This is a genomic window from Arcticibacterium sp. GJ41-1, from assembly GCF_055808875.1.
In genome coordinates this window covers 4007390-4031029 of the sequence record NZ_CM147888.1, presented here as the reverse complement: position 1 = coordinate 4031029, position 23640 = coordinate 4007390, and the positions used below count along the sequence as shown (strand labels likewise).

21 protein-coding genes are annotated in these 23640 nt (G+C 37.5%); 13 read left to right on the top strand and 8 right to left on the bottom strand.

Features of this window, described 5'->3' with window-relative positions; genetic code table 11:
• Positions 1-2 precede the first annotated feature (2 nt).
• The gene (locus tag AC0L6O_RS16595) at positions 3-557 is read right to left on the bottom strand and encodes a thioredoxin family protein (RefSeq protein WP_473303925.1); all 555 of its coding nucleotides are present in this window, start codon (positions 555-557) and stop codon (positions 3-5) included.
• Between the two features lie 412 nt (positions 558-969).
• Between AC0L6O_RS16595 and AC0L6O_RS16590 the strand changes: the two genes are divergently transcribed.
• The 4 genes from AC0L6O_RS16590 (at position 970) to AC0L6O_RS16575 (ending at position 4116) form a co-directional block, all read left to right on the top strand.
• Positions 970-1602 (top strand): peroxiredoxin, encoded by a 633-nt coding sequence (locus tag AC0L6O_RS16590; protein WP_473303924.1) that lies wholly within the window; start codon positions 970-972, stop codon positions 1600-1602.
• Positions 1603-1710: 108 nt separating this feature from the next.
• The gene (locus tag AC0L6O_RS16585) at positions 1711-2325 is read left to right on the top strand and encodes a MarC family protein (protein WP_473303923.1); all 615 of its coding nucleotides are present in this window, start codon (positions 1711-1713) and stop codon (positions 2323-2325) included.
• A 23-nt stretch (positions 2326-2348) separates the two neighbouring features.
• Entirely contained in the window at positions 2349-3038 is a 690-nt protein-coding gene (locus tag AC0L6O_RS16580) for a DUF2461 domain-containing protein (RefSeq protein WP_473303921.1), read from the top strand.
• A 163-nt stretch (positions 3039-3201) separates the two neighbouring features.
• Positions 3202-4116: an OmpA/MotB family protein gene (locus tag AC0L6O_RS16575; RefSeq protein WP_473303920.1), complete on the top strand. Its 915-nt coding sequence runs from the start codon at positions 3202-3204 to the stop codon at positions 4114-4116.
• Positions 4117-4191: 75 nt separating this feature from the next.
• On the opposite strand, the gene uvrB is transcribed toward AC0L6O_RS16575, so the two are convergent.
• Positions 4192-6219 carry an excinuclease ABC subunit UvrB gene (gene uvrB / locus AC0L6O_RS16570; RefSeq protein WP_473303918.1) on the bottom strand — a complete coding sequence of 676 codons (2028 nt, stop codon included), beginning with the start codon at positions 6217-6219 and terminating at the stop codon, positions 4192-4194.
• 126 nt (positions 6220-6345) lie between these two features.
• Here uvrB and AC0L6O_RS16565 point away from each other — a divergent pair, with 126 nt between their 5' ends.
• A complete protein-coding gene (locus tag AC0L6O_RS16565; RefSeq protein ID WP_473303916.1) occupies positions 6346-7188 on the top strand; it encodes a carbon-nitrogen hydrolase family protein in 843 nt (280 codons plus the stop codon).
• A 189-nt stretch (positions 7189-7377) separates the two neighbouring features.
• Positions 7378-8289 carry an alpha/beta hydrolase gene (locus tag AC0L6O_RS16560; protein WP_473303914.1) on the top strand — a complete coding sequence of 304 codons (912 nt, stop codon included), beginning with the start codon at positions 7378-7380 and terminating at the stop codon, positions 8287-8289.
• Positions 8290-8655: 366 nt separating this feature from the next.
• On the opposite strand, the gene mqo is transcribed toward AC0L6O_RS16560, so the two are convergent.
• Complete coding sequence (mqo, locus tag AC0L6O_RS16555) at positions 8656-10140, bottom strand: malate dehydrogenase (quinone) (RefSeq protein WP_473303913.1); 1485 nt, start codon at positions 10138-10140, stop codon at positions 8656-8658.
• Between the two features lie 61 nt (positions 10141-10201).
• Positions 10202-11071 carry a glycoside hydrolase family 16 protein gene (locus AC0L6O_RS16550; RefSeq protein WP_473303912.1) on the bottom strand — a complete coding sequence of 290 codons (870 nt, stop codon included), beginning with the start codon at positions 11069-11071 and terminating at the stop codon, positions 10202-10204.
• A gap of 133 nt (positions 11072-11204) precedes the next feature.
• On the opposite strand from AC0L6O_RS16550, the gene AC0L6O_RS16545 reads away from it, so the two are divergent.
• From AC0L6O_RS16545 to AC0L6O_RS16535, 3 genes are all read left to right on the top strand, one after another.
• On the top strand, positions 11205-12359 hold the full coding sequence (locus tag AC0L6O_RS16545; protein ID WP_473303910.1) for a DEAD/DEAH box helicase: 1155 nt from the start codon (positions 11205-11207) through the stop codon (positions 12357-12359).
• Between the two features lie 83 nt (positions 12360-12442).
• Positions 12443-13234, top strand: a complete 792-nt coding sequence (locus tag AC0L6O_RS16540; protein ID WP_473303908.1) for a helix-turn-helix domain-containing protein — start codon at positions 12443-12445, stop codon at positions 13232-13234.
• Positions 13235-13297: 63 nt separating this feature from the next.
• Positions 13298-14242, top strand: coding sequence for a nitrilase family protein (locus AC0L6O_RS16535; RefSeq protein WP_473303906.1), 945 nt, complete (start codon positions 13298-13300; stop codon positions 14240-14242).
• A gap of 1 nt (position 14243) precedes the next feature.
• On the opposite strand, the gene AC0L6O_RS16530 is transcribed toward AC0L6O_RS16535, so the two are convergent.
• The 3 genes from AC0L6O_RS16530 to AC0L6O_RS16520 all read right to left on the bottom strand — a co-directional run bounded on the left by AC0L6O_RS16530 (position 14244) and on the right by AC0L6O_RS16520 (position 19051).
• Positions 14244-14738 (bottom strand): ExbD/TolR family protein, encoded by a 495-nt coding sequence (locus AC0L6O_RS16530; RefSeq protein WP_473303905.1) that lies wholly within the window; start codon positions 14736-14738, stop codon positions 14244-14246.
• A 145-nt stretch (positions 14739-14883) separates the two neighbouring features.
• Positions 14884-16992: a M3 family metallopeptidase gene (locus tag AC0L6O_RS16525; protein WP_473303903.1), complete on the bottom strand. Its 2109-nt coding sequence runs from the start codon at positions 16990-16992 to the stop codon at positions 14884-14886.
• A gap of 196 nt (positions 16993-17188) precedes the next feature.
• The gene (locus AC0L6O_RS16520) at positions 17189-19051 is read right to left on the bottom strand and encodes a heparinase II/III domain-containing protein (RefSeq protein WP_473303901.1); all 1863 of its coding nucleotides are present in this window, start codon (positions 19049-19051) and stop codon (positions 17189-17191) included.
• A 237-nt stretch (positions 19052-19288) separates the two neighbouring features.
• On the opposite strand from AC0L6O_RS16520, the gene AC0L6O_RS16515 reads away from it, so the two are divergent.
• A complete protein-coding gene (locus AC0L6O_RS16515) occupies positions 19289-20518 on the top strand; it encodes a PQQ-dependent sugar dehydrogenase (RefSeq protein WP_473303899.1) in 1230 nt (409 codons plus the stop codon).
• 3 nt (positions 20519-20521) lie between these two features.
• Here AC0L6O_RS16515 and AC0L6O_RS16510 read toward each other — a convergent pair whose 3' ends face one another.
• On the bottom strand, positions 20522-21223 hold the full coding sequence (locus AC0L6O_RS16510) for a DUF4377 domain-containing protein (protein WP_473303897.1): 702 nt from the start codon (positions 21221-21223) through the stop codon (positions 20522-20524).
• 206 nt (positions 21224-21429) lie between these two features.
• Here AC0L6O_RS16510 and AC0L6O_RS16505 point away from each other — a divergent pair, with 206 nt between their 5' ends.
• The 3 genes from AC0L6O_RS16505 to AC0L6O_RS16495 are packed head-to-tail and all read left to right on the top strand — an operon-like array spanning position 21430 to position 23639.
• Complete coding sequence (locus AC0L6O_RS16505; RefSeq protein ID WP_473303895.1) at positions 21430-22089, top strand: TetR/AcrR family transcriptional regulator; 660 nt, start codon at positions 21430-21432, stop codon at positions 22087-22089.
• Between the two features lie 3 nt (positions 22090-22092).
• A complete protein-coding gene (locus AC0L6O_RS16500) occupies positions 22093-22944 on the top strand; it encodes an ABC transporter ATP-binding protein (protein WP_473303893.1) in 852 nt (283 codons plus the stop codon).
• Positions 22941-23639, top strand: coding sequence for a hypothetical protein (locus tag AC0L6O_RS16495; protein WP_473303891.1), 699 nt, complete (start codon positions 22941-22943; stop codon positions 23637-23639). The genes AC0L6O_RS16500 and AC0L6O_RS16495 overlap by 4 nt, the downstream gene beginning before the upstream one ends.
• The last annotated feature ends 1 nt before the right edge of the window (position 23640 follow it).

Below are 23640 nucleotides of genomic sequence, written 5' to 3'. Positions count from 1 at the left end.
GCTTACAAACTTACTAATGCAGTTTTGAAAAGGTCTTTGTATGTAGTTGCTTTATAAGCATCAAAGGTCTCTTTTTTATGATAGTCTTCGCCAATGAAGGTGATAACTTCATGAAAAGCTCTAGCTTCCATGTAACCAGGAATTGGCTGAATCATGTTAAACTCCTCGTCTAAATAAACAATGCTTGGGTAGCTTAATTTACCTTGTAAAAGGGCTACTGCAATATCGTTGGCTCTGTTTTGAGCATTAAACTTATAAGTGGTGGTGCCTAGAGTAATATCTTCACGGCTTTCGGCATCAAGTTTTACGGCGTAGTAATTTTCATTTACATATTTTACTACTTCTGGATTTTTGAAAGTTTTTTTATCCATTACTTTACACCATCCGCACCAGTCTGTGTAAACATCAATAATTACTTTCTTTGGATTTTTTTGAGCGGCAGCGTAAGCTTCCTCAATGCTCATCCAATTAATAGTAGCTTCTGTCTCCTTTTTAAAAGAAGAAGTTCCTATAAATAATAAGGCGGTAAAGAGTAAAACAGAAGTTCTTTTTAACATGGAAAGTTTTTTAATATGCATCTTATAAACATGAAAACGCAAAAAACATTCCAATTATTCTATCTAAACTCAGGATTGCTCCGTACAAAGGTCTATCTGTATGGTTTTGCTTGTTGAAAATGTACAATTTGAGCCAATTAAAATATCTGAGATTAGGCATTAGTATTCAGGCTTTACGGGTGATTTAAGAATAGCTTTTTATAGCAAAATAGAACCCGTATGTTGAATGCATTTATCTTTGATGATTTATATTTTTAAGTAAATAAGTTTAATACTCTTTTTTTGGTTTAAAAACAACTTGGAAAAGTGCAATTAAAATTCTAGAAATGTCCTTCCAAAATTGCCTTAAAGATTGGACTAAAGGTGCTGTTCATAGTAACTTTGTAGACAGAATTAAAAACAGAAATTATATATGTCGTTAGTAGGTAAAAAAGCACCAATTTTTAAGGCAGTAGCTGCCGTAGAAGGATATACTTTAGATGAAAATTTTTCACTAGAGCAATACATAGGAAAGAATGAAGTTTTATTATTCTTTTATCCAAAGGATTTTACTTTCGTTTGCCCTACAGAGCTTATTGCTTTTCAAAACAAAATAGCTGAGTTTGAAGAAAGAGGCGTGGTAGTAGTAGGATGTTCTACTGATACAGAGCAAACACACTTGGCATGGTTACGTACACCAAGAAAGCAAGGAGGAATTGAAGGTGTTAAATACCCAATCGTAGCTGATACAGACAAAACTATCTCAAACAACTTTGGTGTTTTAGGTGGTTCATATCAAATGGCTGACAATGGTCAATTGGAGTTTGTAGGAGAGCCAGTAGCTTTCAGAGGAACATTCTTGATTGATAAAGAAGGAATTGTGCGTCATGAGGTTGTAAACTATTTCCCAATTGGAAGAAGTGTAGATGAAGAACTTAGAACTATTGACGCTTGGCAGTTTAGCCAGAAGTACGGCGAAGTTTGTCCTGCAAACTGGCAGTCTGGTGATGACACATTGAAAGAGAGTCATGAAAGTGTATCAGAATATTTAGCGGCTAACGCCTAAAAAAAAGAACTTTTCATAAAGTTTAGCCGTCTTAATTTTAAGACGGCTTTTTTTTGCCCTTTATGTTTTGTATAATCTAGAATACCAGAAAGAATAATTATAAGATTTATGAAGGAGATTTTTGCAACTATATTATTTCTAATTGCTGTTTTAGACCCGCTTGGCTCGGTACCAGTGTATTTAGAGGCTACTAAACAGTTTGATATTAAGTATAAAAAGAAGGTGGCAATAAGGGCTTCGGTCATAGCCTTTTTTATACTCGTATTTTTTATAGTTATAGGTCAACTAATTTTAGAAGGTATGGCTGTTTCTCTTGATGCGTTTCAAATTTCTGGTGGGGTTATTTTATTCTTGTTTGCTTTGACTATGATTTTTGGGGATGGAAAGCCTCAAATGGAAAAGCATTTAATCAAGGATTACAAGCATGTTACTATTTTTCCTGTCGCTATTCCTTCCATAGCCTCTCCGGGAGCCATAATGGCAGTAGTGCTCATGACTGATAATCATATTTACAGTTTTCAACAGCAATTGATTTTTACGCTATTAGTAGCAGTGGTGGTTGGTTTGACCTGTTTACTTTTATTGGGGGCTAATATTGTTCAGGACAAAGTAGGGGAATACGGGATTACTGTAATTAGTAAGATTATGGGGCTTATTCTGGCTTCGTATGCAGTACAGAGTATATTAAGTGGTTTGAAGGACTTTTTTCATATAGTGTATTAAATTATTGATTCAAATATTCTTTCATGAAAAAGGCTTTCGATTTTTTAAAGGTTTTAAGAGAAAACAATAACAGAGAATGGTTTCAAGCTCATAAACCAAGCTATGAGCTGGCCTTGGAAGAAGTTATCACTATAGCAGACGAGATTTTGCTATTGATGAATAAAGATGACTTGATAGAAACGCCTACTGGAAAGAAGAGTTTGCAAAGAATTTATAGAGACGTTCGCTTTTCAAAAGATAAAACACCTTATAAGTCTAACTGGAGTGGAGGATTAAAGCGAGCTACCGCTCAAAGAAGAGGTGGCTACTATTTTCATTTGGAGCCAAATGGTCGTTCATATTTAGCTGGAGGTTTTTGGGGACCTAGTAAAGAGGATATCAAACTTTTGAGAGAACATCTTAGCGAAGAAGCAGATGAATATAGGGCGGTAATAAACAGTCCCGATTTTAAGAAATACTTTGGCGAAGTTAGAGGAGAGCAATTGAAAAAGTCTCCGAAAGGATACGATATTGAGCACCCGGAAATTGACCTTTTGAGATATAAACAATTTATCTTAAAATACCCTTTGACGGATTTGGAAGTTTTGTCTCCTGACTTTCCTAAAAAGGCAGCTCATGTTTTTGGTAAAATGAGGCCATATTTTGACTTAATGTCTAGTTTTTTGACGACAGACTTAAATGGAATTGAAATAAATATTAACTCAAAAAGCTAATTCTAGGTCAAAACGAGGCGTATTTAAAACAGAATTGTACCATACGTCTATTAATTAGCAGAAAAGATGTATTCATCTAGACAATAACTTGCTAATGCAATCGTCTTTTGCTTAAGTTTGTACCAAGATTTTGAAAAATTTAACCAAAAAACTCTGATAAAACATGAAATTAACAACACGTCTAGCGGTGATTCTATTGGCATCGGCTGCATTCACCTCTTGTGTGAGTAAGAAAAAGTTTGTTGACCTTGAGTCTCAATTGGCTCAGTCTAAGAGCTCTCTTGAAAGCTGTAGTGATGACCTTTTGAAATACAAACAAGATTTAACAAAAGCTGAAAACGATTTAGCGAACGAAAGAGCAAGTGCTTCAAACACTGCGAAATTACGCGAAGAGCAAATTGCTGACTTAAGAGGTCAAGTTTCGGATTTGCAGTCTGCTCGTAATCAGCAAATGCAACAAGTAGAAGGCTTAACTGTTTTATCTAAAGCAGCTGCTGACAACATCGACAAAACTTTGGCTCAACTAGAGCAAAGAGATCAGTACATCAACTTACTTAGAAATGCTAAAAACAAAGCAGATTCAATGAATCTTGCCTTAGCTATTAATTTAACAAAATCTCTTGATGTTGACATCGAAGATGAAGACGTTGAAATTAAAGTTGACAGAACAGTGGTTATGATTAACCTTTCTGACAAAATGCTTTACAGAAGCGGTAGCTCAAGAATCACTGCGAAAGCAAATGACGTATTGGGTAAAATTGCTAAAATCATCAAATCAAGACCTGAGCTTGATGTAATGGTTGAAGGTTACACTGATGACCAGTCTATCAACACTGACTGTATCCAAGATAACTGGGACTTAAGTGTGAAGAGAGCTACTTCAGTAGTAAGAGTTCTTCAAAAGAATTTTGGTGTTGACCCTGATAAGTTAATTGCTGCCGGTAGAGGTGAGTATAACGCTCTTGCAACTAACGAAACAAGAGAGGGAAGAGCTACTAACAGAAGAACAAGAATTATCTTAATGCCTAAAATTGAGCAATTCTACGATTTATTAAACCCAGATTTAGCTGGAAAATAATTCGTCTGTAAGAGACTTATAAAAAAAGAGATGTCAAACGACATCTCTTTTTTTATGCTTAATAAGTGATTTAATTTAGCCTTCTACCTCTTGCAGCTTAACCTCTAGCTGCTTCATCTCATCTCTGAACTTAGCGGCTTGCAAGAAATCAAGGTCCATAGATGCTTGCTCCATTTTCCTTTTAGTCTCTTCTATTAATTTTTGAAGCTGAGGTTTGTTAAGGAATTGGGTAAGTGGGTCAGCGGCTATGTTGAAGGTTTCTGGTTCTACATAATAACCTCTATTAATAGGTTTAGTGTCCGCTATTGAGGTTTGGTCCATGATAGCCTCTTTGCTCTTAAGAATGGTGGTAGGCGTGATGCCATGAGCTTCGTTGTATTCTATTTGAATAGCCCTACGTCTACTAGTCTCGTCAATAGCCTGTGCCATTGACTTCGTAATTTTGTCGGCATACATTATCACCTTACCATTTGAGTTTCTGGCGGCACGCCCAATGGTCTGAATCAAAGAACGAATATCTCGCAAGAAACCTTCTTTGTCGGCATCCATAATGGCTACTAAAGATACTTCTGGTAAGTCAAGTCCTTCTCTCAAAAGGTTTACACCGACCAAAACGTCAAAAACGCCTAACCTTAACTCTCTTAAAATTTCTACACGATCTAAGGTTTTAACCTCCGAGTGTATGTAGCGGCACTTAATGCCTACTTTGTCAAAGTACTTACTCAGCTCTTCGGCCATCCTTTTAGTGAGGGTAGTAACCAAAACTCTTTCTTCTCGTTTGATTCTTAGGTCAATTTCGTCAAGTAGATTGTCAATTTGATTTAAGCTCGGCCTAACATCTATTTCAGGGTCTAAAAGTCCCGTAGGTCTAATAATTTGTTCTATGATAACTCCGTCAGACCTATTGATTTCATAATCGGCTGGCGTGGCAGATACATAAATGGATTGCCCGATGAGTTCTTCAAACTCTGGAAATTTCAAAGGTCTGTTATCCATGGCAGATGGTAGTCTGAAACCATTCTCTACCAAAGAGACTTTTCTGGAGCGGTCGCCACCATACATGGCTCTTATTTGTGGCAAAGTAGCGTGACTCTCATCTACTACCAAAAGGAAATCTTCTGGGAAATAATCGAACAGGCAAAAAGGTCTTTGACCAGGCTCACGTTTGTCAAAATACCTAGAGTAGTTTTCAATACCACTACAGTATCCTAACTCACGCATCATTTCTAGGTCAAACTCCGTTCTTTCTTGAATTCTTTCTGCCTCATGCGGCCTTCCCTCTTCTTCAAAATACTTTATTTGCTTCATCATGTCATCCTGAATCTGCTTCATAGACTCCTGCATGACATCTTTACCCGTTACAAAAAGATTAGCTGGGTAAATAATGAGCTCTCCGAGGTCATCCATCTTTTTGCCATTTTCTGGGTCAATCATCTGAATTTCTTCAATTTCATCTCCCCAGTAAAGGATACGGTAAGCATAGTCGGCATAGCCTGGGAAAATGTCAACCGTATCTCCTTTTACCCTAAAAGTACCTCTACCAAACTCTACTTCTGTTCTAGAGTAAAGTATATCTACCAAACTGTGCAAGAATTGGTTTCGGCTTATTTGGTCTCCTTTTTTTACCTGAACTACGCTCTTTTTATATTCCGTGGGATTTCCCGCACCATAAATACAAGAAACGGAAGCAACTACTACAATATCTCGTCTACCAGACATTAGAGAAGAAACAGTTTTAAGCCTTAGTTTTTCTATCTCCTGATTTATCTGAAGGTCTTTTTCTATGTACGTTCCGGTGGTAGCAATAAAGGCCTCTGGTTGGTAATAATCATAGTAAGAGACAAAGTACTCTACTTTGTTTTCGGGGAAAAAGTGCAAGAACTCACCATATAGCTGAGCGGCCAAAGTCTTATTATGGCTTAAAATAAGGGTAGGTCTGTTTATCTCTTTTATGACATTGGCTATGGTAAATGTCTTACCCGAACCAGTAACTCCCAAAAGTACTTGGTCTTGTTCACCAGTATTTAGGCCTTCTACCAATTTTTCAATGGCCTGTGGCTGGTCTCCCGTAGGTTTAAAATCTGAAGTAAGTTTGAAGTTCATTCCTTGTGTTTTGCTTGCTTTGCAATATAGTTCAAACAAATGCTTCCTATGGTATAGTTCACCTTTTTGCTAATTGCTTATGGTCAATTCTGTTTAAGGTTTGTAAGTATATCTTTATATTACGTTATGAATAAAAGAGAGAAAGGCTTTAAGCGAATGAAAGTATTATATTTTATTATGTTCTCCTTTACTTTGATACCCTTGAAATCAGTTGCTCAAAAAAGTGTTAAGGTAGCATTGGCTCAGATATTTTGTCTAGACAGCGATAAAAGTGGAAATCTGAGAAGAATTGAAAATGCTATCATAGATTCAAAAAATGAAGGTGCTCAAATTGTTTTGTTTCCTGAAATGGCATTGGTGGGATGGGTAAATCCTGATGCACATTTATTATCTAAACCTATTCCAGGAGAAGATTCTGACTATTTAGCCAAATTGGCAAAAAAGTATGGAGTTTATTTATGCATTGGTTTAGGGGAGAAGGAAGGCGAAAAACTTTATGATAGTGCCATTCTAATTAGTGACAAAGGTGAAATACTGCTAAAGCATAGAAAAAATAACATACTTACCGAACTCATGGAACCACCATATAGCAAAGGGGAAGGCGTTCAAGTGGTGCAAACTAAATTCGGTAAAATTGGTGTGATGATTTGTGCGGATAGTTTTAAGGAAAATTTACTGATTGAAATGGCTGATTTAAAACCAGATTTGGTGTTAATACCCTATGGTTGGGCTGCGAAAGTGGAGGAATGGCCAGAACATGGAAAGGAATTGCATGCTGTAGTTAAAAATGTATCGACAAAAGTGAAATGCCCTGTCATAGGCACCGACTTAGTTGGTCAAATATCAAAAGGTCCATGGAAGGGGTTAACTTATGGAGGGCAGAGCGTAGCTTATTCTAAGAATTCTAAACTACTACATATTTCGAAAGACCGCGATAGAGATATTACTGTTTTGGAAGTAAAACTTTGATATGAAGTATTGAAAGGATAAATCGTTTTTAAGAAAAGAGTCCAGCAAGTTGTTGATTCTTTTACTCGATTGAACGAATGTGTAGGCTACAAGGAGAAGTGTAGCGACAATGAATGACAGTAAAGCTGATTTTTGAAATTAAGTTTGAGGGTAATTCTTAAATTGTACTTTATAAACAACCCATAAAAAATGAACGTGATTTCTAAAAGGTTTTTAAGTCTTAAAACTCTTCTTTTTCTAAGTCTAATTTTTGCGGCTTCATCAGCAAAATCTCAAGACTTTCAAACCTTAACTTATTTAAAAGGTGATACGGCTAGTCTTCAATTAGACCTATTCTTGCCTCAAGATAAGTCTGTAAAAGATGTGCCTTTGATGATTTTTGTTCATGGAGGTGGTTTCTCGGGCGGAAACAGGACAGCTGGGCATTCGTTTGGTAAGTATTTGTCGAAAAATAATGTGGCTTATGCTACCATCACTTATACGCTTTCCAGAAAAGGAAAGGGTTTTGGCTGTGATACACCACAGGAAGATAAGATAATGGCCATGAGACTTGCGGCAAGCGAACTTTGGGAGGCTACTGCTTTCTTACTGAAAAAGGCTGATGAAATTGGTTTTGACAAAGAGAAGGTTTTCATATCAGGAAGTAGTGCAGGTGGAGAAGCAGTGCTGCATGCAGCATACCTAGACAGGGCAAAGATGAGTTTACATGGTAATAGCTTACCAAAAGACTTTAAGTATAAAGGTATGATTTCAGGTGCAGGAGCTATCATTGACCTTAATCTTATTACAAAAGAAACAGCCATGCCGACTTTATTTTTTCACGGAAACGTAGATAATGTAGTGCCTTTTGTCACTGCGTCTCATCATTACTGCGGACCAGAAAGAGTAGGTTGGATGATGCTTTTTGGTTCGGAGCCAATCTATAATCATTTGAAGTCTCTGAACGTAAGTGCTCAGTTGCAAGCTTTTGTTGGCGGAAAGCACGAGTTCGCGGGATGGTACTTTCATCGCAAGCAAGATGTACTTTTAAACTTTATGAATAAGGTAGTAGCTGGAGAGCAGTTTTTTATTTTTGAAGAGGTGGTGGAGAGTGCTAAGTAGGAGAAGTTCTAGAATCTTTTTTACTTTAAGCAAAAATTATGAGTAAGTACTTTTGCATGGTAGTTTAATTTACTTAGAAATCCGCTCTGTAGGTCTTCAGACCTCGATGGGGTGTTTTTCGATCTTCGAATCGATACTAAGTTAGAATTAAATAAGTAAAAAAGATGTAGGTAGCATGGGAGCGGTGCAGGTCTGAAGACCTGCGAACACACGTACGAGGTCAAAAAGACCTCGCACAGCTGAGCAAAAAAGCATGCCAAAACGAGGTTTGCTTTTTACCGATGTTGAGTCTCTAAGGGACTTTGTGCTTAGTTGTTTTGTGATATAATGTAACTATCTTTTGTCGGGGCGATTGCCATCAAACATCTATTCAAAAAGTACCGCACTCAGCTTCCTAGCCTCATGCACTTTCTCAGGATTCTTACGTAATTCTTTAGCTCTATAAGGTACCATTTCATTCAACTTGCTTTGCCATTCAGGGCTATGATATTGCGGGAAGCATTGTTCCAAAATGTCCAACATAATACTAGTAGCGGTAGACGCTCCTGGAGATGCTCCTAAAAGCCCTGAGAGCGTGCCATCCACACTACAGACTACTTCTGTTCCAAAACCTAGAATACCTACTTGTTCATCGTCTTTTTTGATAACTTGAACACGCTGTCCTGCTATCTTTAACTCCCAGTCTTCGTTTTTTGCCTCAGGATAATATTCTCGCAAGGCTTCCATGCGGTCGTTAAAAGATAATCTTACTTGGTCTATAAGGTATTTTGTTAGTTTTCTATTATGCCAGCCTGCGGCTAACATGGGGAATATATTATCAATTTCAATGGTTTTGATAAGGTCAAGGTAAGAGCCATTCTTTAAAAACTTGGTCGAGAAACCCGCAAAAGGCCCAAAGAAGAGCGAGCGTTCGCCATTGATTCTTCGGGTGTCAAGATGCGGCACACTCATAGGTGGTGAGCCAACTTTGGCTTTGCCATATACTTTCGCATAATGTTGATGAATAACTTCTTGGTTTTTACAGACTAACCATTGCCCGCTAACTGGGAAGCCTCCGTAGCCTTCAGCAGCGTCGATGTCAGACTTTTCTAATAGCTCTAAAGTGCCACCTCCGGCTCCAATGAATACAAAATCCGCCTCAATGATATATTCTTCCTTCGTTTCAAGGTTTTCAACTTCTAGTTGCCATTTTCCATTATCTTCTCTTTCAATATCCTCTACATGAGCAGCTAGCTTTAGACTTACGTTTTCCTTCTCTTTGACAAAGTTGATGAGGTTAGAAGTTAAAGAACCAAAGTTTACATCACAGCCTTCCTCTATTCTGGTAGCGGCTATTGGCTCTTTGGACGTTCTATTTTGAAGAAAAAGTGGAATCCACTCGGCTATTTGACTTTCATCTACAGAGAATACCATGCTGTCAAAAAATGGGTGAGCTTGCATGGCTTCATACCTTTTTCTAAGAAACTGCACATCATCATCTCCATACACAAAGCTCATGTGCGGAATGGAGTTCAAGAAGCTTTTAGGCTTTTCGATACACTTGTTCTTGATTAGGTAAGACCAAAACTGCTTTGACTCTTCAAACTGCGAATTGATTTTTAAAGCCTTCGTGATATCCACAGAGCCGTCCTCTTTTTGTGGCGTATAATTAAGCTCACAAAGAGCCGCATGGCCTGTTCCTGCATTGTTCCAGGCAGAAGAGCTTTCTAAAGCTACGTGTGGCATTCGCTCTAAAATGGTAATTGTTTTGTCAGGTTCTAGTTCGTTAAGAAGCGTGGCCAATGTAGCACTCATGATGCCACCACCAATTAATGCATAGTCGGTTTTAATGATTTCTTTTTTACGTGACATTGCTTATATGAATGTTAAATGGACCGTTTGAGGTACTTTGTTTTTTCTAGATGGTTTGAAATTAGAAAGGTTGGTAAGACATCCAATCTACTTCTAACTCGTACTTAGATTTTGGTTTTTCAAGGGAATTAGGATTGGTTTCTACAGACCATTCGTCGGTATGCCAAAAGTTCATTCGATACTTAGAAGGATGTTGCGGTATACCAAGTTTTGAGCCTTTATAATTCCAAAGTACCAAGGTGTCGGAAGTTTCTGGATGAATCATCCACCACCGCATCTCATCTGATTTCCAATCAAATCCATAGGTATAAAACTGTTTAGACGCATCATAATCCTTAATAGCAGGTATACTCTCTGGCTGGTTTTGTAAACCAGTTAAATTCTTAGCTATTCCTGCATGACCTACTTTCTCAATAGTATTGAGAATTTTTCCTTCTGCCAAGTTTATAATACGTCCTATTCGCTGCAAATTGTCAGACGGACCAGTCCAAGTGCCTATATAAATAATTCTTGGGTCAGCTATCAGCCATTCAAAATCAATCTCGCTTAAGCCTAATTCTTTGTCCATTTGATACGTGAAATATCCCACCACAGCTCCTACATTTGGCTGTATTTCTTTTACATCAGGCACTTTGAGCCGTGAGGCGTATTGACCAAAATGAGTTTCCTCTTTTGATATTATTTCTGGACCCTTTCCTGCACCTGCCAGTTCATCTGGATTAAGTTTTAAGGAAAGAATTTTGGTGTTTTGTTCTGTGGGTGATGGTATGCCCATGGTATGTTTAAAATCAACCTTTGTACCAGAAGAACCAATTCGAAAGAAATTGGATTTCGAGGCCTCAAAATCTTCTTTGAAACTTTTAGTTCTATTGGAAGGCAACCTGATTGTTCCTAAGAAAAGAAGGCATAGCAGTAAGAATACTTGTGTCATTTAGAGTAATCTAGGTTTTTGTGTCAATTAGTGTATTCCTTTACAATTTAGTTAGAAATTGCCTTGATAAATGGTTTTAAGAGAAATTAAAGGCAATTTTGCTTTCTGAAATCAGTATCAAGTAGAAAATTTTATGAGTACGGAGAAAACATTTGAAGATTTAGGACTGTCAAAACCATTATTGACGGCGATAGCCGCCCAAAATTATGGTAAACCATATCCTATTCAGCAGGAAGCTATACCAGCGGTTTTATCTGGAAAAGATATTCAGGGTATTGCCAAAACGGGTTCTGGTAAAACAGCCAGTTTTGTGTTGCCTATTTTGGAAGGGTTCTTAAAAATGAAGGCTTCTAGAAGGAGGAACTTGAAAGTACTGATTTTGGTACCAACACGTGAACTAGCCATGCAAATATCGGAAGTGATATCTGGCTTTACACAAAATCTGGAAGATGAGGTCAAGAACTTAGCCGTTTATGGTGGTGTAAAAGTGAATCAGCAGATGGTGCAGCTAAAAGACACTGAAATATTGGTGGCTACGCCAGGAAGGCTACTTGATTTAATTTCGAGTCAATCTGTGAGCTTGGCGAAAGTGGAAACCTTGGTTTTAGATGAAGCTGATAAAATGCTCGATTTAGGCTTCCAAGAAGAGTTTGGCCAAATACTGAAACTACTTCCTAAAAAGCGTCAAAACTTACTGTTCTCTGCCACGCTAGATACCAAGATTATTGACCTTAAAAGGTTAGTGCTAACTGAGCCTATTACTATTGAAATAGAAGAGGAAGAAGATGCTGTAGAGCAAATAAAGCAAATAGCCTACATAGTAAATATGGAGCGAAAGGGGCCGCTGCTTAGATATATTATCAAGAATCAAGAAATAAGCAAGGTTTTGATTTTTACATCTTCCATCAGAACTGCCGATAATGTTACCAATAAGCTCAATAGAAACGGCATTAAGGCAAGTGCCATTCACAGCAAGAAAACTCAGAGTGCTAGAAATAAAGCCATGCTTGATTTTAAGTTAGGCGAAGTGACTGCTTTAGTGGCTACTGATGTGGCGGCTAGGGGTATTGATATTCACTTTTTACCATGTGTTATCAACTATGAATTACCGCGTTCGCCTAAAGATTACGTACACCGAATAGGGCGTACGGGTAGAGCAGGAGCGATGGGGGAAGCTATTTCTTTAGTCACAGACGAAGAAGAGCATCACTTCTATATTATTCAAAAAAAGATGGGTAAGCGTGTTGAGAAAATAGAAACGGAGGACTTTGATTTGAAAGGCGTATGATATTGCTAAATACCTTACTGTCTTTGGTGTATTTTATTATTCGCGTGATGTATTTTATCCAATTATTTTGAAGCTTAAAATGTATGCAAATTCAGGCTCCAATAGCACTATCGGTTTTTATTAAGCACTACCTTTTTCTGGAAGTGGTGGATGCCATGCCTGTGCTCTATAGATTGTTTGCCAACGGCAATACCAATCTTGTTTTTACATTAAATGAAGGGAGTGGAGCTAAGGAAATTGGAGGAAATAAACTTTCTAAGCCTATTATCTTAGGGCAAATTGGCTCTTCTATCGATCTTACTTTATCTCCAGAAACAAAGATTGTTGTGGTGGTCTTTCAGCCTTTTGGCTTAAATCATTTAACTAAAGTACCAGGCACAGAGTTGACAGATTCTATAGTGGAAGCTGAGCATGTTTTTGGAAATACAATAAGAGATATTGAAAACAGAATAGTTGCCTCTAAAAGTTTAGGAGATATAGTAAGAAGCTTAAATAGCTACTTTTTTGATTTCTTTACTAAACAAAAGGATGGCGAAAAAACTAAAGTACCGCTGATAGTAAATGAGATTATTAGGCAAAAAGGTGATATAAGTATTCGAGCTATCAATGACCAATTTTGTCTTCATAAAAGGAAGTTGCAACGTCTGTTTGCAGAACAAGTAGGTCTATCTCCAAAAAAATATATTCAGATAGCCAAGCTTCATTCTTTTATTAGTGATATGAAAAGAAGCGAGCATATGACATTTGCTGTTTTTGAAAATGGATTTTATGATCAATCACATTTAATAAAGGAGTTTAAAGGGTTAACTAAAATGACTCCCTCCCAATACCTGAAATCAAATAGTTTGGCGGTTAACCTAGTGGGCTTAAAGTGATTTTGTCGTCTTTTTACAATTTATACAAAGTTTCAATTTCAAACTTTGTAGAAAAAAGGAACGATGAGAAAACTAAAAATAGCAACTGCTCAGTTTGAGAATTACAGTGGAGACAAGGACGCCAATCTCAGTATCATTGCTGATTTAACGAAAAAAGCTGCCCAAGAAGGTGCCGATGTTATTTCTTTTCATGAGTGCAGTATTCATGGTTATTCGTATGCTAGAAAGCTGACGAAAGAAGAAATGCTGAATACGGCTGAATTAATACCAAATGGAGAAGCTATAAGCAGGCTACAAGAAATAGCTGCTCAAAACAATATCCATATTTTGGCTGGACTCTTTGAGAAAACAGAAAATAACGACATATACAAAGCACAAGTATGTGTGAATAAAGATGGACTGGTAGCAAAATTCAGAAAACTACATCCATTCATCAATCCAAATATTAGACCCGGTGACTCCTATTGCGTTTTTGAAATTAAAGGTTGGAAATGCGGCATTTTGATATGTTATGATAATAACATTATTGAAAATGTAAGGGCAACAAGGCTATTGGGAGCAGATATTATTTTTATGCCGCACGTTACCATGTGTACGCCTTCTACCAGACCAGGTGCGGGTTTTGTTGACCCACAACTTTGGGAAAATAGAGAAAATGACCTCACATCACTCCGTCTGGAATTTGATGGAATGAAGGGAAGAGAATGGCTAATGAAATGGCTTCCTGCACGAGCATACGATAATGGCATTTTTGCCGTGTTTTCTAACCCAATAGGTATGGATGATGACCAACTTAAAAATGGACATTCGATGATTATAGACCCGTATGGCGATGTAATAGCGGAATGCCGTTCGTTTGAAAATGAAATAGCCATGGCTACTTTGAACCCGGAGGCATTAGGAAAATCAGGAGGAGGTCGGTATATAAAAGCTAGAAGACCAGATTTATATAGAGACATTTTAGGTAAAGAACATACCCCCGAGCACAAAGTAGTCTGGATGAAATAAATTATAGCTGCATATTACTTATAAGCTCATAAAGCTCTTGCTCTTTCTGGCTTAACTCCACTACAGCTTTTCTTGAAGAGCCCGCAATGGCGGTTTCGTCTAGGATATCAACAGCGTTTTTCCAGTTGGAGTCATCTGAGGGTTTGATAATGACGGTCCAAAGTTCAGGGTCAATGGCCGCTTTCTTTAGAGTCATAATGGTCTTTCTAATACCATCTGGCGAGAAATCTGTTTCTGTGAGGTCGTTCTCTTTTACTAGAGCTACCTCTTCTTGATGCCAGTAAAGCTTATTGTCTTTGCCCAAAATAACGGTCATAGAGTTGCTCTTCTTGATGGGAGCACCTTCAGTCCCTTTGTCGCTTGGCATATTTAAATCCATGGTGTTTGGCGTGCTAAAGGTGGTGGTATAAATGAAAAAGGTAATGAGTAAAAAGCCCAAATCTACCAATGGGGTCATATCTGGTTTACCAGCTTGTTTGTTTCCTACTTCTGCCATGATTGCATGTTTTATATGAACTAAATGCTTAGTTGAATATAGTACAAATCTTCCATAACTAAAAATATAGTTGATTGAAGTTTTACTAAAGCACAAAAAAAGAGGAGCTAAGAAGCCCCCCTTCAATTCAGTTTTTGTTCAATATCTATTTTGCAAAACCTCTATCACGCATTAAAGCGTCAATGGTGGCATCTCTACCTCTAAATCTTCTATAAGCTTCAGCAGGGTCTTCGGTGTTTCTTGGAGCAAAGAGTATGTCCTTCATTTTCTTAGCTAATTCTTTATCGTAAAAACCTCCTGGAGCTTCGGCAAAGGCCTCTGCTGCGTCGGCTGTTAAAACATCTGCCCACATATAGCCATAGTAAGCGGTGGCATAGCCTTCGCCTCTGAATACGTGATTAAAATGTGGTGAGCGATGTCTCATGACTAACTTCTTAGGCATGTTGATGCTTTCTAGCGTTTCTCTTTCAAAACTATCTACATCCAAGTTTGCTGGGTCCATCATGTGATATTTCATATCCATAATAGCAGACGCCATGTATTCTGTAGTGCCAAAACCCTGATTGAAATTAGACGCTTCTTTAATTTTGGCTACCAAACCTTTCGGCATAGATTCACCCGTTTTATAATGAACCAGATAGTTCTCAATGACCGCATCGGTACTTAACCAACGCTCTAATAGTTGCGATTGAAATTCACCATAATCTCTTAAACTACCATCTAAGCTTGGGTATTTTACATTGGCAGATAGATAATGCAGAGCATGACCCATTTCATGGAAAAAGGTGGTGGCGTCGTCCCAAGAGATTAAAACAGGCTCGCCTGGTTCTCCTTTTACAAAATTGGAGTTGTTAGAGCATAAAACGGTTTCCTCTTTACCCATATTTGTATGGCCTCTGTAAGTTGTTGCCCATGCTCCAGAGCGTTTTCCTTTTCTGGCGTAAGGGTCTAAGTACCACAAGCCAATGTGTTTGTCGGAGTTTTTGTCTTTTACCTCCCACACACGTACATCTTCATGAAATACGGGTACACTGCCATCAGTAATTTCTGAAAATTTAAACTCGAATAATTCTCCTGCCACATAAAACATGGCTTCTCTCAGCTTGTCTAATTGCAAGTATTGCTTTACCTCATCGCTATCTAAATCATACTTTTTCTTTCTAACCTTTTCGGCATAAAACCGATAGTCCCACGGTTCTATTGTGATTTTGGCACCTTCAGCATCTGCCACAGTTTGCATGTCTTTTACCTCTTCTTTTACTCGGGCTATGGCACTAGGCCAAACAGCATCTAACAGTGCCAAAGCATTTTCGGGCGTTTTCGCCATACGGTTTTGTAGTCGCCACTGGGCGTAATTATCAAAACCTAAAAGATGAACACGTTCATTTCTTAACTGAAGTATTTTGACAATGACCGTATTATTGTCAAACTCATCACCATTATCGCCTCTGGCATAATAGTTTTTCCAAACCTTTTCTCTCAGCTCTCTTTCTGTGGAGTAGGTTAAAAACGGATCCATAGAAGAGCGTGTATTGGTAATGGCGAATTTGCCTTTTTGACCATTGGCTTCAGCCGCACTGGCGGCACTTTTAATAAATGCTTCTGAAAGGCCACCCAGCTGGTTTTCATCTAAATAAGTGATGTAACCTTCTTCGTCATGCAGCACATTATTACCAAAAGTGGTAGAAAGAGCAGAGAGCTCTTTGTTTATTTCAGCATATCTTTTCTTTTTTTCATCATCGAGTTCTGCACCATTAAGAGCAAAACTTTGATAGGTCAATAAGACTACGCGTTGTTGGTCTTCAGGCAATGGGTTTTCTAAACTCGCCTCATAAACTGTTTTTACTCTTTGAAAGAGTTTTTCGTTTTGCGTGATTTTCGAATTATATTCTGAAAGCTGACCAGCCAAATCTCCTTCTATTTCTCTGAATTCATCTGTCGAAGTATTAGAGTTATAAATTCCGTAATATGGATAGACATTATTTAGGTCTGTACCACTTTTTTCCATTGCTAAAATGGTGTTGTCAAAAGTGGCTGGTTCTGTATTGTTGGCTATCTCGTCTAGTTCTTTTAAATGATTTGCAATACCTTTCTCTATGGCATCTTTTAAAAGACCCACTTCCATTTTATCAAAAGCTGGTACACCACCGTAAGGACCAGACCATTTTTCTAGAAGGACATTTTCTGATGTTTTTTCGCAGGATGTAGCCATTATCGCCATGGCAGCAAAGCAGGAAATGATGATTTTCGACATGTATAGTTTTTTAGTTTGTTGCTTAAATTTCAGGAATATAGTTTGAATTAGTAGAAAATGGCTTGACTTATTAGCTGTGAAGTAGATAAACTAATATTAGATGGGGATTGATGTTGAGCAAATTGAACTGGCAGGTTAAGACAAATAAAAAGGCTGAAGTGATGCTCCAGCCTTTTTGAAACTATTTAGTTAAGAGTCAATCAAAAGTGTTCCAGTCTATTGATTTCACTTTAGCATTATTGCTTTCTGGAATCAAAGCTACTTGAATGATTTCTTGTGCATTTGAGGCTAAGTTCATTTCAAAGCCTACTATGATAGAGCCCGGGTTGGCTTCATCATAAGCATTTGGAGATTTTGTGCTCCATGTTCTCATTTTTACTTTATGCTTTCCTAAAACTTGTAGTTTGAGTGTTTTACCATTTTGTTCTAATAAGATTGATGAATCCTCAATGTTTTTTACGGTGGCTCTAGTTGGCATACGCCATTGAAGCGTTTTACTTTCTCCGTTGTTTTCTATTTTGTCGGTAACCAAAACATAGGAGTCATCAATTATTGCGACAGCTCGATTACTGCTTTTGACTTGTGTTTTATATACAGCACTTATGTCGGTCATAGCACCTTTGACCGTTTTGGTGTCAATAATTGTATCAATATCGGCGAAGCCATAAACTTTTTGAAATTGATCGTTGAACGATAGTGTACTGTGCGATAGGTTATTGTACCTATAAACATCCCATCGTTGTGAGTCTTGTTCTCTTCCCCATATTTGGACACCTTGGCTTTCAAGAAGGTTATAATTAGATGAACCCAAGTCAATGGCCCAACGCTCACCCATGGCATCCATCACAAAAGAACCAATATCCATATGAGCATGATTTACATGTGGAGAGCCAGCTTTTAAGCCTATGAAAATGCCATCAGAATCCCAAGAGCTACGCATCAAAGCTACTGGAGTATCGCCGCTTCCCGTCCAAATTTTTTCTTTTGGCTCTAACTCTTTTTCTAGATCAATATTGGCACCCCAAATCATCATTAGAGGAGATAGGCGTTTATTCATGTTTTTTTCTAATGAATTTGCTATCATCTTTTTCTCCCAGAAGAGTAAAGAAGGGTCTTGGTTTTGTTCGGCAAACCAAAACATAGCAGGATTTATACGAATGTTGTCGCTGCAATCTGAATAATTAAATGCCTCATTAGATGGGCCTATCATGTGCATAAGATAAGCAGCAGTTCTGTCAAAACCGGGTAGCTTATTCAAACCAAAATCGGATTTAAAAGCCTTCATCATGGCATCAATGAAAAGTACATTAAATGAGGTTCCGTAACCCCAATAGGCATAACCTTCAGGATAGGCTCCATCTGGAGCATATTGTTTCATGGGTAATGAAATGGAAGTTATGGCTCTTGAAATAGTCTTTCTTGCTAATTCAGGCTCTTCATCATAAATGGCAAGTGCTCCGAAAGCCATGCCCGCATTACAAACCTGATTCCAGTTATGATGTGCTGTTAAGAATCCATTGTGTTTACTTTCATAAGAAGGATTAATACCAAGTTCTATAATGGCGGTTTTAACCTTTGTTTTGGTGTCTTGACTTAAGCCTTGATAAAACCAGTCATAGGCTATGGCCATAGCAGTGGTCATTTCGGCTACATCTAAAAAGTGGCTTGGATTCCAATCGGAAAACTTTGCAACAGTTAGCATTTCCTGTTCTGCACGTTTTAAATATTTACTTTCATCTGTCAATCTGTAGGCGTAGCCTAAGAAAAGTACACGGCGGAGGTATTCTCTGGATACACTTAAAAGTCTGCGACCCGTTTGGATTCTTTCTAAATCTGGTAATCCTATTATTTCGTTAGCTTCCTCTATAAGGGATGCATGTACTTTTTGTCTTATTGGACTTTTTTTTATTGCCTTTTCAATCAGTGCCTCCTGATTTTCTAAAAACATTATGCGAGGATGTCCTATGATATTTTCAGGAAGCTCTTGACTATAACTTTGGAAGCTAAAGAAGATGAATACTAAAAGAACGTAAGATTTTGAAAAGAGCTTTGTTTGCATAACTGTTATTGAGGTTGAATTGTGTTATGAAATTAGGGAATAAAATGTTTTGCAAGCCAGTGCCATAGATAAGAGGGCTTAAAACGAGTATGAAAGCCATACGAAAAGCAAGATTGTCTTGTGTTTAGGGCTATTGGAAGCTGAAAAGGCAGATTCGGTAGTTGAAAAGAAATTGATTAAATGGCAGCTTAATGTAACTTTGCGACCGTTTTGAGAATTACACTAATTAACTCTTACATGAAAATTAATACTCAAAGGTCAATAATTGGCCTTAGCTTTCTAATTGGCATTTCTTTTTCTTCATCTGCTCAAACTAAGTCATCTGATATCATAGTACCAAAAGGCTTTTTTGTCAATGTGATTGCCAAAGATCTAGGCTCTCCAAGACACCTGACGGTTGCGAAAAATGGCGATATCTACGCAAATAGAAAGTCTGATAACGGTTTTTTACTTTTAAAGGATGTTAATAATGACGGTATTATAGATGAGAAAAGAGTCATAGGAGAAGAAGTAGGAACCGGTATTGTAGCTCATGATAGGTATTTGTACTACTCTTCTAATACTTCCATATACAGGTATGAGTTAGATAAGAATTACAATTTTCCTAAAGACCAAGAGCCGGATAAAATGGTAAGTGGTTTAATAGATAAGGGAAGAGATAATGCGAAGCCATTTGTTTTGGATGATGATGATAATATTTATGTAACAGTAGGCTCTTGGAACGACCCATGCAGAGAACCTGAAAGTGGAGTAGGTATGATGCCTTGTCCAATCTTGGATGTAGCGGGTGGTATCTGGAAATTTAACGGACGAATCTTAAACCAAAGTTTTTCTAATGGAACAAGATATGCTACAGGTGTTAAAAATGCCGTGGCAATAGATTGGAATAATGAGACAAACAGTTTATTTACGGTGGTTCACGGCCGTGGGCAATTTCACGATTTCTATCCTCAATACTATACTGCAAAACAAAGTGCAGAATTACCTGCCGAAGCCATGTACGAATTGAAAAAAGGGGATGATGCAGGTTGGCCATATATTTATTACGACCAAAAGCAGAAAAAGAAAATACTGGCCCCAGAGTACGGTGGGAATGGGAAGAAGACAGGTGGCGAAGATGCTATTGACCCAATAATGGCTTTTCCTGCTCACTTAGGGCCTAACGACCTTTTGTTTTACACAGGGAATTCTTTCCCTAAGAAATATCGAAATGGAGCGTTTGTAGCTTTTCATGGTCAGTCTCCTGAGCTTAAGAAAGGTTATTTCGTTGCTTTTGTACCATTTAAGAAAGGTAAGCCTACAGGAAAATGGGAAATCTTTGCAGATAACTTTGCTGGTGTAGACTTAGCAAACCCATCAGGACCTATTCAGCATAGACCTTGCGGTTTGGCTATTGGGCTTAACGGTGAGCTTTATGTAAGCGACGATTTAAACGGTACAATTTTTAAAATTGAGTACAAGAAGTAACAATTAGTTACTTCTTTTGAAAGCTAGTATTTCGGTGTTGTTGTTGTCGTAAATGATAAGTTTTTGGTCCTCTATTTTGTAAGAGTTAATTTGACTCAAGAGTGGACCATATTGGTTAGCTAGTTCCATTTCTTCGCACATTTTCTTTGTGCTAATAACATTACCAAGGTTAATCTTATCGTCCATGACAGATTTGATTTCACTGACTAGGCTATTACAGCCATCGGTTGCTGTCATTTTTCTTAAATCAAGATGAAACTCTATCGTTGGGCTGTTTTCACCAATGACTGGAGCATTCTTTAGCTCAATTAGTGTCCATTTGTTATCAAGAAGTAGTTTTGGCTGATATTCTTTTTGCATAACTTTTACTAGCCTGTAGTTTTTGAAAGAGGCGTCTGCTGGTACTGGTTTTAAAGCATTTTCCTCTTTGACTAAAAGCTTATAAACGTAACCTTCTTCGTAGTTAAAACCATCTATTGATTGATAGAAAGGTTTCCAGTTGCTCGCACTTTTTGTGTCTCCTTTTTGAATCTCCAAGCAGTCTTTACTGCCGACTCCTACGCAGTCAGACTTTTTGCCATTCACCCAATAAACAGCTTCGGTAGAGGTGCTGCTAGCTTTTGATGTGCTAGAACTTGAGGAAGATGTGGCACAAGAACTGAAAATTGCCAAAATGGCTATGGAAAGTGTGTTTCTTAAAATCATGTTTATCTGGTTTATTAAATACTTTAACTCTTTTTGCTCAGCTTAAGTATAGTTGAGTGCTAAATATACAAGTTACGTTTAAGTAAGGAAATAGATTTTTTGAAAGTAAATATAGGTGTTTCTATTTGTTGCCACATATTGTTTTTTTGCAAAGTGACTGACTAGTCATTTTGTTTATTATATTTGTGACTAGTTAGTCATAATGTATGCCAAAAGAAACCTTTTTTAATATTAGCGAAGCGAAAAGAACACTTATCACGGAGGCTTTTCTTAGAGAGTTTGCTCTTAAACCTTTTGATGAAGCATCTATTTCTGAAGTGGTAAAGCGGCTTGGGATAGCGAAGGGAAGTATTTATCAATACTTTGAAGATAAGCTTGACTTGTTTTTGTACCTTTTAAAAGAGAGTGGGGATGCTAAGAAAAACTATGTAGGCAGTATAGAAAGAGAAAGCTTTCCTGACTTTTGGACTTTCTTCAAAGCTTTATTTAGAGCAGGTTTAGAATTTGATAAAGAGCGTCCTTTACATAGCCATTTCCTTTTTAACCTTATAAAGAACTTACAGTCGCCTAGCATAGAGCACCTTTATACAGAGATGCTGAGTAGTTCGGTTTTAGCTTTTGAGGAAATGGTCAAAGTTGAAATTGAAAAAGGTCTTTTTAGAAATGATGTTTCGCCCGAAATAATGGGCTTCATGCTTTATAAAGTTGGTGTGAGTATTCAGGAACAAATGGAATATAAGGGCATCATAAACCCAAAAAAAAACATCGTGAATAGTGAGCCTGTGTATAAAGGTAAACATGAGCAGCTGATAAATATGGTGGATGATTATATCTTATTGGTTAAACCGACATTTGATAAAAACTAGATTATGATTCAAGTAGAGAATTTGGTATTTCAATATCCTCAAAATGATGGTCCAACATTAAAGGGCTTAAGTTTTAATATTGCAAAAGGGGAGGTTTTTGGTTTCTTGGGGCCATCTGGAGCGGGTAAGAGCACAGCTCAGAAAGTACTTTATAAGATTTACAATGAGTATCAGGGCTTAGTAAAGATAGAGGGTAAAGATTTAGCGGAGTGGGATAGTTCGTATTTTGAGAAAATAGGGGTGGGTTTCGAATTGCCAAATCATTACTTAAAGCTTACAGGAAAGGAAAACCTAAACTTGTTTGCGTCCTTTTATCAAAGTAAAAAAATGAGAAAAGTGGAAGAGCTTTTTGAAATGGTAGATTTGACGGCAGATATGAATAAGCCGGTAGAGGCATATTCTAAAGGCATGAAAATGCGACTCAATTTTATTAGAGCCATTCAGCACGACCCTGACATTTTGTTTTTTGATGAACCTACCTCTGGGCTTGACCCAGTTAATGCCCATAAAATAAAGCAGCATATTTTAGATTTAAAAGCTGCGGGGAAAACCATTTTTGCGACCACGCATAGCATGGAAACTGCCGATGAAATTTGCGATAGGGTATCTTTCATAGTGGATGGGGAATTGCAAGTGACTGATACGCCTAAAAACCTTAAGAAACAATATGGAAGAGAAGGAGTAGATGTAGAACTTTATAATGGCAGTACTAAAGAGTTTCCGTTAAAGAATTTGGGCAATAATCAAGATTTTATGGCTTTTATTAAGCAAGACGAGATTAAGCGAATTCATACCCAAGAGGCTACTTTAGAGGAGGTTTTTATACGTGTAACTGGTAAATCACTTAAAGTATGAGTAGCTTTTTTACACAATTAAAATGGCAGTTTTTGCTTTTGCAGAAAAACAGCATTATCACCATCAGTTTTGTGGTAACTCTGATATATGGAGTGCTACTGTATTTTTTAAGAGATGTTGGCCCTTTAGATAAATTAGTGGTTTCACTAGTTCTAAATGACCCTTCTGTTATTGGCTTCTTTTTTATTGGTCTAGCTATTTATACCGAAATAAAGCATCAGGTTTTACCAGCCATCTTTGTGACTCCAGTAAACCTGCATGCTATTGTTTTGGCCAAGGTTATCTCTATTTCATTGATAGGTTTGGTTTGCTCTTTGGCCTTAGCCATTTCCATAAAAGGTTTTGATTTTGATATGCTATCGTATACCGTAGGCTCTTTTGGTATTTGTGTTTTGTCTTCTTTACTCGGGCTTTATATGCTCACTTATGCGGGCGATTTTTTGAAGTTTGCTATGATGTCGGTACCTATCTTTTTGGTATTTATAAATGTGCCTTTATTAAACTATCTGGGAGCTATAGACTTAGGTTTTGTGAAATATTTGTTTCCAATAGAGGGTAGTTTAGGCTTAATAGATACTGCTATTAGCGGCACTGAAATAAGTTTTGTGTATTCCTATTTGTCTATTTTTCTCATGGTTCCGCTATTCTATTATTTGGCTTTTAATAGGTTTAAAAATAAGGTGGTTCATCAATAAT